Raw genomic sequence first — 11,882 nt, forward strand, 5'->3', positions numbered from 1 at the left:
GAATGAGTTTATTGCTTTTTTATTTTATCTAACATTAACCTAAAACCAAAATGAATGTTTACAATCCAAAATTTCAAATCGCTTAAATGGTATTTACCGGTAATTTTTTTACTGGCGAATATTGTTATGAATGCACAGGAAAAAAAAGTCACCGGAAAGGTTACTTCCAGCGAAGATTTACTGGGACTTCCCGGTGCGAATGTTTATATTAAAGGATCGTCTGTGGGCGGGACTACAGATATGGATGGAAATTACAGTGTTTTCGTTTCTGAAAAAAATGCTGTTTTAGTTTTCAATTATGTGGGATATCAAACGGTTGAAATTCCGTTAGGGAATAAAACTGTAGTCAATGTGAGCTTAAAACCGGATACCAAAAATCTTGACGAAGTAATTGTTGTAGGTTATGGAACGCGTAAAAAGAGCGATATCACAGGTTCAGTTTCCTCTGTAACGGCAAAAGAACTAAATGCGTACCCAACATTAAATGCTGAACAGGCTTTACAAGGTCGTGCAGCGGGAGTTTCTGTACAATCAAATAATGGTGGTGAACCTGGAGCGCCTGTAAAAATCAGGGTTCGTGGCGGAACTTCGATCAATGCAAGCGGTGATGCACTTATTGTGGTGGATGGTTTTGCTGGAGTTGCAATGCCGGCACCAAGTGATATTGCTTCTATTGAGGTGCTTAAAGATGCATCGGCAACGGCAATTTACGGTTCCAGAGGTTCAAACGGGGTTATTATGGTGACAACCAAAAAAGGAAAACCTGGAAAACCGGTAATCGAATTCAGTAATTCAACATCGGTGCAAACCGTAAACAATAAACTGGATTTATTAAACGGAGAACAATTTGTAGCCTATAGAAAAAGTTTTACAACCCATACTGATGGCGGTGCAAATACAGACTGGCAGGATGTAATTTACCGTGAAGGAATGATTTCGAATACTCAGTTATCGTTTTCCGGAGGTTCTGATAAAGTGAGATATTATGTTTCCGGAAACTACTATAATCAAAACGGAGTTGTCATCAATTCAGGAATTGACAAATACACGATTGTCAGTAATCTTGAAGCTGATTTATCTGATAATTTCAAAGTAGGTCTTAACTTATTTCAAAGCAAGCAAAACAAAGAAGGAATCATTAGCCAGACTGGTGCGGGCGGAACTGGCGCTGCGGGTGTAATTGCTGCCGCGTATCGTTTTATGCCGGACAAAGGAATTTATAATGCTGACGGATCGTATACTACAACGGCTCCAATTGGCGATGATATCGATAATCCGTTTGCAACGGCAATGGAAAATGTGTTGGAAACAGTTTCAATTGTAAACAGAAGTAACTTTTTTGCACAATATAAAATCACAAAAGATCTTGACTTTAAAACTACTTTAGGATTAACCGATAACAACTCGCAAACCGGAAGATTTATTCCTTCGACTTTAATTGCAGGAAAAAATATTAAAGGTGAAGCTTCTGTAAACAACACGAGATTTTCTTCTTTTTTGACTGAAAATTACCTGACTTTCAAACGTGAAATTATCGACAAAGGAATCCTGACGGTTCTTGGAGGATATTCATATCAAAAAAATAAAAACGAAAGTTCGTATGCAGCTTCAAGAGGTTTTTTAACCAATACAAACTCCTATCGTAATTTAGGCGCGGGAACTGTGTTCTTAAAACCGGATTCGAACTTGTCTGAAACGGAACTGATTTCGGCTTTTGGGAGATTGAATTTTGATTATGATGATAAATATTTATTTACGTTTACGGCGCGTCGCGATGGTTCGTCAAGCTTTAGTAAAAACTACAAATACGGAACTTTTCCTTCCGGAGCTTTGGGATGGAATATCAGCAAGGAAAATTTTCTTAAAGACAACAAAACAGTTTCTAATCTTAAATTAAGAGCGAGTTACGGAGCAACAGGAAATCCATCAATTGGCGCCTACTCTACTTTATCCAGATTTTCTGAGATTTATGATGTTAGTGGTGATGTAATTGTAAATGCGGTTCAGCTGACTTCATTAGATAACCCGAATTTAAAATGGGAAACATCCTACCAACAGGATTACGGAATTGATCTGGGTTTATTTGATAACAGAATCAGCATTACTGCCGATTACTACAAAACAATTACGAAGGATTTATTGTTCAACCGACCTTTACCGGGTATTTCGGGAATTGGTTCTCAACTTCAAAATGTGGGAGAACTAGAAAACAAAGGTTGGGAATTAGGCTTGAATACTAAAAACTTTATTGGTGCCGATTTTACGTGGTCAACCAGTTTTAATATTTCTTCGAACAAAAACAAAGTATTAAAATTAGCCGATAACAAAGATCTGTTAATCAACTCTACGCCTGGACATTTCCTTGCCACAGATTCTCAGATTTTGAGAGTGGGTCAGCCGGTGGGTTCGTTCTTCGGGTTTGTTTATGATGGTGTTATTCAACAAGGTGAAGCCGTTCTTCCGGGCAATTTTGAAACTATTGCGGGCGGAGAAAAATTTAAAGATGTCAATAGCGACGGAAAACTGGATTCTAATGATAAAACGATTATAGGGAATCCAAATCCTAACTTTATTTTTGGTTTGAATAATGATTTTACTTATAAAAATCTTGACCTGAATATCTTCTTTCAGGGTTCAGAAGGAAATGAAATTTTAAATTATACTTTAATGGAACTGGCTTCCGGAAACAACAACGCCACGACTGAAGTTCTGGATGCCTGGACGCCAACGAACACGGATACAAATGTGCCAATAAATGCGGCAAGGACTAAAAGAGTTACTTCAAGATTTGTTTATGATGCCAGTTATATTCGTCTAAAAAACATTTCTATAGGATATAGTTTAGATGAAAAAGTGGTTTCTAAAATTGGTTTGAATAAAGTACGTTTCTACATCAGTGCGCAAAATTTATGGACCATTACCAATTATCCGGGTTCTGATCCTGAGGTAAATTACCTGAATGATACGAATGCCAGAAGTAATACCAACTTAGGTCTGGATTACGGAAGTTATCCTAATGTAAGAACCTTCACTTTTGGTTTCAATTTAAAATTCTAGTTTAAAAATAATTTTAAACACATAGAAACATAGATTTTTATTTGTCAAAAGAAGGAAATAAAAAAAACTAGTTTTCAAACATAGTTATGCGCAAAATACTATGAGTATTAATGCAAGTGAAACGCCTTATTTAGCGTGCCTAAAAGCTATGTCTCTATGTGTTAAATTATTACACACAATACCTAAAAAATAATATTATGAAAAAATATATAGCTTTTCTTTTCTTGGGAATATTCGCTTTTGGATGTTCAGATTTAGAAGAACATCCGGTGGGAATTATTCGCCCTGATAACTTCTTTAATAATACAGATGACTTGCAGGCCGCTGTAAACGGAGCTTTTGCTAACATTGCCCACAATAATTATTGGGGACGTGAATTTACAATCGCTCTAATGCTGCGTGATGATATGGCAGATATTGGCGACAGAACAACTCAGGCTGCACGTATTGATGTTAATGATATGAATATGAATGATACCAATGCGCTTGTTGCTAACTTTTGGCCACAATCGTATATCATAATTACAGCGGCAAATCAGGCAATTGAAGGCGCTAAAAAAACGCCTGGAGATCCTGCAAAAGTAAACGCCATTGTGGCTCAGGCTTATTTTGCAAGAGCTTTTACTTATTATAATCTGGTTCGGATTTTTGGCGATATTCCCTATGTGGATTTTGTTGTGAGCGATGTTTCTCAGGTAAATTCATTAAGCAGAATGAAGGAAGCAGATGTTTACCCAAAAATCATTGCCGACTTAGAATTTGCAAAACAATGGCTGGAAGACAAACCAAAAGTAAAAGCAGTTCCGGGAAAAGGTACTGCGGCAGGTTATTTGGCATCGGTTTATTTAACTCTTGGAAATTATCAAAAAGCTTATGATGAATCGAAATTCGTAATCACGAACGAAGCTAAATTTGGTTTAGGTTTAGATGCTGATTTTCAGGATTTGTTCAATGCAACTAAAACCGCTGCTCTTAAAGAACCTTTGTTTACTATTGATTTTAATAATCTGGTTTCAGGAAATTACGGTCAGGATTATACAGCATTTTTTACAGGATCCTTAAAAGATGACAGTTACAGTTACGGACAAGGATTTTCGGTTGCTGTTCCTTCTTTAAAAGTATTTAATGATTGGGATAAAAGAGATTATAGAAGAGCGGTTAGTTTTGATACTATTATCAGAAAAAAAACGGGTCCGGGCGGAGCTTTGCAAATTTTTCCTTCAAGTGATAATGAAAAAGCGCCACGTCCGCATATTGCAAAATACTATCGTTTTCCGGGGAAAGCCGGAGCAAATGGAAGAACATCCCAACACAATTACATCACAATGCGTTTTGCCGAAGTTTTGTTAACTGCTGCCGAAGCCTTAAACGAAATTACTCCGGGAACTACAGAAGCTGATGGTTATGTGAACCGAGTGCGTGCCAGAGCCAGAAACAAAGCCGGAAAACTGGTTTCGTTTCCTGCAAATGTAACACCGGGATTGTCTCAGGCTGATTTTAGAAAAATGGTTATCAATGAAAGAAGGTTAGAACTGGCTTTTGAATACATCAGATGGTACGATATCAAAAGATTGAAAAACGGTCCTGAAGTATTTGGTCCAAATGGTTTTGAGCCTCATACTTTTGATCCAAATAAGGATTATCTATTCCCGTTACCCGGAACTGAATTAGCAATCAATCCTAATTTAAAACCGAATAATCCCGGATATTAATATTCATTAGAATAAATTAAAAATTTGGAATTAAAAATTAAAAATCTTTGAAATCGGTAGTACGCCAATAGTAATGTGTTTAGTTTTTTATGCTGATTTAACCACATTTTTGTCATTTCGACGGAGGAGAAATCCTCGTAAGTAACTCGACAAAGATTGGTTATTTAGAATGTGGAGCTTCTTGCGAAGATTTCTCCTCCGTCGAAATGACAAACTAGACTAGAATATTACAAATGACAAAACAATGGAAAATTTTTAATTTTTAATTCTCAATTTTTAATTTTAAAAAAACACAAGTATGTATAAAGTTAGTTTTTTTGCTTTAATTCTTGGGTTTGCATTGCTGGTGACAGCGTGCAAATCCGGGATTAATTCTACAACCCAAAATGCTTCTGCAGCAACAGAACATCTTCTGGAAACGAGATACAAAATGTTACTCGGTTATCGGGTTGATTCTATGTCGATGCCGCGCAGTATGACGATTAAAACAAATAATATCAAGAAAGTTCCTTCAAGAGACTGGACAAGCGGATTTTTTGCCGGGAATCTTTGGCAATTGTACCGATTAACAGGAAATGAGGATTATAAAAAACAAGCTGAAAAATGGACGCCCTTCAGTAAAAAAGAAAGCGTTAACCGAAATTCTCATGACGTAGGTTTCAAAGTTTATTGTTCTTATGGAGAAGCTTTAAAAGTCGAAAACAAACAAGAATACAAAGACGTGATCATCAAAGGTGCCGAAACTTTATGTACTCGTTTTGATTCAAAAGTTGGTGCAATACGTTCCTGGGATTTCAATAAGGAAATTTGGGATTATCCTGTAATTATCGATAACATGATGAATCTCGAATTGCTTTTTGAAGCCACAAAATTATCCGGTAATAAAAAGTATGAAAACGTCGCGATTCAACATGCGAATACAACGCTTAAAAATCAATTTAGAGATGACAATAGCTGTTATCATGTGATTGATTATAACCCAACTTCCGGAGCGGTCAGAAAAAAAACTACGCTTCAGGGATATAATGATGATTCGGTTTGGGCGCGTGGGCAAGGCTGGGCAGTATATGGATTTACAATGTCGTATCGCTATACAAAAGATCCTGCGTATTTAAAACAAGCCGAGGCAACGGCAAACTTTTTCATCAATAACAAAAATTTACCCGAAGACGGGATTCCGTATTGGGATTTTAAAGATCCTGCGATTCCAAATTCACCACGTGATGTTTCGGCTGCAACCGTTATGGCTTCTGCATTGTATGAATTATTCGGTTATACTAAAAACAAAACTTACTTGGCTTTCGCCGATAAAATAATCAAGTCTTTACATTCAGATAAATACATTCTAAATCCAAAAATAAATGCTCCTTTTATATTAGATCACAGCACAGGAAACTGGCCAAAACACGATGAAATCGACGAACCTATAACCTATGCCGACTATTATTTTGTGGAAGCATTGTTGAGAAGAAAGTAGAATGAGGTACAGAGGTACAGAGGTGCAAAGGGACAAAGGTTCAAAGGTTCAAAGTTACAAAGTGGCAAAGTTACAAAGTTACAAAGGTTTTCAGCCTTTGAACCTTTGAACCTGAAAACCTAAAAACCTCTGAACCTCTGAACCTCTGCGCCTTTGAACCTGAAAACCTAAAAACCTCTGAACCTTTGAACCTCTGCGCCTTTGAACCTGAAAACCTTTAAGCCTTTGAACCTCTAAATGAGCCTAAAAAAAAAGAATTTATGAAAAAAATACCATCCCATTATAAACCGTTTTCGTTTTTCGCTTTCCTTGTTTTTTTTGTTTTTCAAAGTAATTCTTTTGCTCAGACGAAAACGAATATCAATGAAAATTGGCTGTATCTGGAAAATAATACTTCAAATATTGATCAGGCAAAAAAAGCAAATAATTGGAGCGAAATTAATTTACCACACACCTGGAATGCCGAAGATGCAACGGACTTAAATCCGGGTTACAGACGTGATGCAAGCTGGTATCAAAAAAAGCTGAACATTCCTTCGATCGATAAAAATCAGCTTTATTATATTTATTTTGAAGGATCAAATGTCACAACAAAAGTGTACGTAAACGGTAAAGAAGCCGGCGGACATATTGGCGGTTACATTGGTTTTACAATTGATATTACCCCTTTTATTAAGGAAGGAAACAACGAAATTTTTGTTCGGGTTGATAATAGTTATGATATTGAAATCATTCCGTCTCAAAAAAGCGATTTCTTTATTTATGGCGGAATAACACGCGATGTGTGGTTATTGTCTAAATACAAAAATCATATTGAGAACCTAAAAATTACAACTCCTGAAGTTTCGGCTAAAAAAGCTTCTTTACATATTATTGCTTCAACTAACGATTCTGATCATGCAAAAGATTTATCGTTAACCGTGATTCTTAAAAATCCGAAAGGACAAAAGATGGCGAGTAAAACGATTTCAGTTTCAGATAAAACAACAACAATCAAATTTGAGAACCTGAAAAATCCTGAATTGTGGGATACTCAAAACCCAAATTTGTACAAAGTCACTGCTTTTTTATCTGAGAAAAACCAAATAAAAGACAGTGTAAACGAAAAAGTAGGTTTTAGATGGTTTGAGTTCAAAGATCATGGTCCGTTTTATCTCAACGGAAAACGATTGCTGATTCGCGGTACACATCGTCATGAAGAACAAGCAGGAGTTGGCGCAGCAATGAGTAACGCGCAACATCGTGCTGATATGGAATCAATCAAAAAAATGGGGGCAAATTTTGTTCGTTTGGCGCATTATCCGCAAGATCCTGAAATTTATAAAGCCTGTGATGAATTGGGTTTATTGGTTTGGGATGAATTGCCGTGGTGCCGTGGCGGAATTGGCGATGAACTCTGGCAAACGAACACTAAAAATATGCTGGCAGAAATCATCAATCAAAATTTCAATCACCCCAGTATTATTATCTGGTCGTTGGGTAATGAAATGAATTGGCTGCCTGATTTTCCTGACGGAGATAATACGGAGCGAACAAATGCATTTTTAACGGAATTAAATAACATCGCCCACAAAATGGATCCAACCCGAAAAACGGCGATTAGAAAATATTATGAGGGTTCGCAAATTGTAGATGTCTTCTCCCCTTCTATTTGGTCGGGTTGGTATTCAGGAAGTTATAAAAGTTACCAGAAAGCAATTGATGTTTACAAAAAAGAATACAAACATTTTATTCATGCTGAATATGGCGGTGACAGCCACGTAGGACGTCACAGCGAAAATCCGATTACGGGTGAAAACATCATAAAAGCCGAAGGCTGGGAAGAAGCGATTGTACAAACTAAGGTGGCAAATATTGCGCAAATTGGTGATTGGAGCGAGAATTATATCGTTGATTTATTTGACTGGCATTTGCATATTTCTGAAAATGATCCCACGTTTGTGGGCAATATTCAGTGGGCATTTAAGGATTTTGCAACGCCGCTACGTCCGGAAGATGCAATCCCGTACATGAACCAAAAAGGTCTTGTGGACAGAAACGGGAATCTAAAAGATGCGTATTATGTTTTTAAAAGTTACTGGAGCGATGAACCTTTTACCTACATCGAATCGCATAGCTGGACAGAACGACAAGGACCGGAAAATATGCCAAGAACTTTGAGTGTTTTTAGTAATTGTGCAACAGTTACGCTTTTTCATCAGGGGAAATCGCTTGGAGAAAAGCAACGAAATCTTTCGCTTTATCCTGCAAATGGCTTAACTTGGGAGGTCAATTTCAAGAAAGGCGAAAATATACTGATTGCAATTGGTGAAACTAAAGAAGGAAAAAAGGTTTCGGATACAATTAAAGTCAATTATCGTTTTAACAAAAATGATACGGCAACTTCTTTGCAATTGTCCTCTCAAAAATTAAAAAATGGCAATTATTTAGTTACCGCAATTGCAATTGATAATAACAATTTACGTTGTTTAGATTATGAGGAAAGTGTTTATTTTCAATGTTTAAAAGGCGGAAAAACCATGAAAAGCCAGGGAACACCAACGGGAAGTGAATCGATACAAATGGCAAACGGAAAAGCTTCGATTGAAGTTGTGCCTGATGGATCCGGAATTCCGATTGAAATGACGGCTTTGAATCAGAGTTTTAAAGGGGAATATTTGAAGATTTTAAATTGAAAAAAGCGGTTAAATTAATCTCGTAAAGTCGCAGAGGCGCATTTTTATACTAAGGTTTCCCCACAATCTTGTCATCCTGAGGAACGAAGGATCGCACAAGAAGATCTATACACAAAGTAATCAATGGTTGCGCAGTTTCTCGTGCGATCCTTCCTCCGTCAGAATGACAAAATGGAAACAAACTTGGCAACTCTGCGCCTATTCTCGAAATAAAGTAACGATATAAACTATGAAAAATATAACCTACTACGGAATTGCTTTAGTATTAACAAGCTTTGCAACTAATGCTCAAGTAACATTAAATGCTGATGGTCCCGGCGGAATTGGAACTTATGAATTGATTACAAATGCGTTTGCACCCGGAACTAAAAACGGCGCTGTAGAAGCTCCAGATGCGATTCATCCTGGTTTTGGGCGACATATCACTGAAGTTTTTGATAAGGATTTGAATAAGAATGTATTTGAATTTAATTTACATGTAACTAATACACCTCCTGATAATGAACCCGTAAAAGGCAAAACCGACAGGCAACGGGTCGAAATAAAAACATTTGAACCTTCTCCTGATAATTTAAAAGGAACAATTGGTGAAACCGTGCAATACAAATGGCGTTTTAAAATTCCTGTTGGCTTTAAAACCACCGCGGGTTTTACGCATATTCATCAGATAAAAGCTGTTGATGGCGATGATGATCTTCCCCTATTTACATTGACTTTGAGAAAAATATCAGATCGCGTTGACAAATTAGAACTCCTTTATGTAAAAGATAAAACTTCAAAAATGTCAAAATATCAATCAGTAGATATGTCACTTTTTGAAGGTGTTTGGGTTGAAGCTACAGAAACTATTAAAGTGGGTTTAAAAGGAAGTTACGCGCTAACTATAAAAAAAGTAACTGACGGAAAAACGTTAATGGATTACAACAATCCTACTATTCAAACGATTCGTTCTGCTTATACTTCGAAAACAGGAATTGTTTATACTGCAAACTCGTTTATAAGACCTAAATGGGGAATGTATCGCAGTTTGAAAGATATTGCAAATATGAGAGATGAAACAATGCGTTTTTCAGATTTCACAATCAAAGAAATAATCACTTCATCAACAATTAATTAGATATAAATTATAATTAAAAATACGAATGAAAAAAATAATCACTTTATTAGTATTCACAACTGTCTTTATCGGGCAGGCACAAAACCTGATTTCGAATGTTCCTAATCGGGCTGTAACTTCATTAAACGGCGTTTGGAATTATATTGTTGATCCTTACGAAACTGGCTTTTACAGTTTTCATCACGATCAGTATGATAAACAAACGAAACCATCAAATGCGGCATTTTTTAATAATTATCATGCGGTAAACAAGCAGGAATTAGTGGAGTATGATTTTGATAAATCGGAAAAAATAACGATTCCGAGTGATTGGAATTCGCAAATTCCGGAGCTTAAATATTATGAAGGAAATGTGTGGTTCAAGAAATCTTTTGATTATGATTTGAAGGATAAAAAAAGGCTTTTTGTTTATTTCGGGGCAATTAATTACAAGTCGGATATTTATTTGAACGGGAAAAAACTGGGGACTCATGAAGGTGGTTTTACGCCTTTTAATTTCGAAATAACTTCGATTGTAAAACCAAAAGACAATTATCTTGTTGTGAAAGTAGACAATACAAGACATAAAGAAGATGTTCCAACAACCAATACGGATTGGTGGAATTATGGCGGAATCACACGTGACGTTACTTTGATTGAAGAAAATGAGTCTTTTATTGAAGATTATAACATTCAGCTTAAAAAAGGAAATTCGGCTTTGATTTCTGGTTTTATTAAAGTCAACAATTTTAGTTCGGAACAAAATAATATTTCGATTTCAATTCCGGAATTAAAAATCAATTATAAAGGAAAAATTGGAACTGACGGAATTGTAAACTTCGAAATTCCTGCCAAGAAAATCTCATTTTGGTCGCCGGAAAATCCAAAATTATATGAAGTAACAATTGATTTTAACGGACAAAAACTAAAGGATACTATTGGTTTCAGAACTATTGAAACTCAGGACGACAAAATTTTACTGAACGGAAAACAAATCTTTTTACGCGGAATTTCCATTCATGAAGAAAATGCAAAAGGCGGAAGAGCAAACTCCGAAGAAGATGCTTTGCGTTTATTAAACTGGGCGAAAGAACTGGGTTGTAATTATGTTCGTTTGGCGCATTATCCGCATAACGAGAATATTATCAGGCAGGCAGATAAATTAGGCTTAATGGTTTGGGAGGAAATTCCGGTGTACTGGACGGTTGAATTTACCAATAAAGAGACGTATAAAAATGCCCAAGATCAATTGACAACAACAATTACAAGAGATAAAAACCGGGCTTGTATTATTATCTGGTCAATGGCAAATGAAACGCCAATTTCTGACGCTAGAAATACTTTTATCAAAAGTCTGGTCGATCATACAAAATCATTGGACAATACACGATTAATCAGCGCGGCTTTATTAACGCAAAGCGGAAACGGTTTTGGAACTATAAATGACGAAATTGGCCAATATCTTGATATTATTTCGTTCAATCAATATTTGGGATGGTATGGTGGCAATCTTGAAGATGCTGAAAAAATTCTATGGAAAACAAAATACAACAAACCTGTTATTGTTTCTGAATTTGGCGGAGATGCCAAACAAGGTTTTCACGGAGAAAAAAACGAGCGCTGGACAGAGGAATATCAGGAATATTTATACATTCAGAATTTGAAAATGATCGAAAAAATACCTCATCTTAGCGGTTTAAGTCCGTGGATCCTGGTTGATTTCAGATCGCCAAAAAGATTACTTCCGGGAATTCAGGACGGCTATAATCGTAAAGGATTAATCTCAAACGATGGTAATAAAAAGAAAGCTTTTTATATCATGCAGGATTGGTACGCAAAAAAGAAAAAAGAATAATATAAAACCA

General features: G+C 36.2%; 6 protein-coding genes. All 6 read left to right on the plus strand.

Going from position 1 to position 11,882, the window contains the following annotated elements:
* Positions 1 to 54 precede the first annotated feature (54 nt).
* The 6 genes from ACHRVX_RS19365 (at position 55) to ACHRVX_RS19390 (ending at position 11,872) form a co-directional block, all read left to right on the plus strand.
* Positions 55 to 3,057, plus strand: coding sequence for a SusC/RagA family TonB-linked outer membrane protein (locus ACHRVX_RS19365; RefSeq protein WP_395335225.1), 3,003 nt, complete (start codon positions 55 to 57; stop codon positions 3,055 to 3,057).
* 197 nt (positions 3,058 to 3,254) lie between these two features.
* Positions 3,255 to 4,769 (plus strand): RagB/SusD family nutrient uptake outer membrane protein, encoded by a 1,515-nt coding sequence (locus tag ACHRVX_RS19370; RefSeq protein ID WP_395335226.1) that lies wholly within the window; start codon positions 3,255 to 3,257, stop codon positions 4,767 to 4,769.
* Between the two features lie 298 nt (positions 4,770 to 5,067).
* A complete protein-coding gene (locus ACHRVX_RS19375; protein ID WP_395335228.1) occupies positions 5,068 to 6,246 on the plus strand; it encodes a glycoside hydrolase family 88 protein in 1,179 nt (392 codons plus the stop codon).
* A gap of 260 nt (positions 6,247 to 6,506) precedes the next feature.
* On the plus strand, positions 6,507 to 8,921 hold the full coding sequence (locus ACHRVX_RS19380) for a glycoside hydrolase family 2 TIM barrel-domain containing protein (RefSeq protein WP_395335231.1): 2,415 nt from the start codon (positions 6,507 to 6,509) through the stop codon (positions 8,919 to 8,921).
* A 229-nt stretch (positions 8,922 to 9,150) separates the two neighbouring features.
* A complete protein-coding gene (locus ACHRVX_RS19385; protein ID WP_395335233.1) occupies positions 9,151 to 10,038 on the plus strand; it encodes a fibronectin type III in 888 nt (295 codons plus the stop codon).
* 25 nt (positions 10,039 to 10,063) lie between these two features.
* Entirely contained in the window at positions 10,064 to 11,872 is a 1,809-nt protein-coding gene (locus ACHRVX_RS19390; protein WP_395335234.1) for a glycoside hydrolase family 2 protein, read from the plus strand.
* Positions 11,873 to 11,882: the final 10 nt, after the last annotated feature.

Source organism: Flavobacterium sp. FlaQc-47 (genome assembly GCF_044006475.1).
In the GTDB taxonomy this organism is placed as follows: domain Bacteria; phylum Bacteroidota; class Bacteroidia; order Flavobacteriales; family Flavobacteriaceae; genus Flavobacterium.

Coding starts and splice junctions, on each gene's coding strand:
- ACHRVX_RS19365 (WP_395335225.1), top strand. CDS start 55: ATGTTTACAATCCAAAATTTCAAATCGCTTAAATGGTATTTACCGGTA.
- ACHRVX_RS19370 (WP_395335226.1), top strand. CDS start 3,255: ATGAAAAAATATATAGCTTTTCTTTTCTTGGGAATATTCGCTTTTGGA.
- ACHRVX_RS19375 (WP_395335228.1), top strand. CDS start 5,068: ATGTATAAAGTTAGTTTTTTTGCTTTAATTCTTGGGTTTGCATTGCTG.
- ACHRVX_RS19380 (WP_395335231.1), top strand. CDS start 6,507: ATGAAAAAAATACCATCCCATTATAAACCGTTTTCGTTTTTCGCTTTC.
- ACHRVX_RS19385 (WP_395335233.1), top strand. CDS start 9,151: ATGAAAAATATAACCTACTACGGAATTGCTTTAGTATTAACAAGCTTT.
- ACHRVX_RS19390 (WP_395335234.1), top strand. CDS start 10,064: ATGAAAAAAATAATCACTTTATTAGTATTCACAACTGTCTTTATCGGG.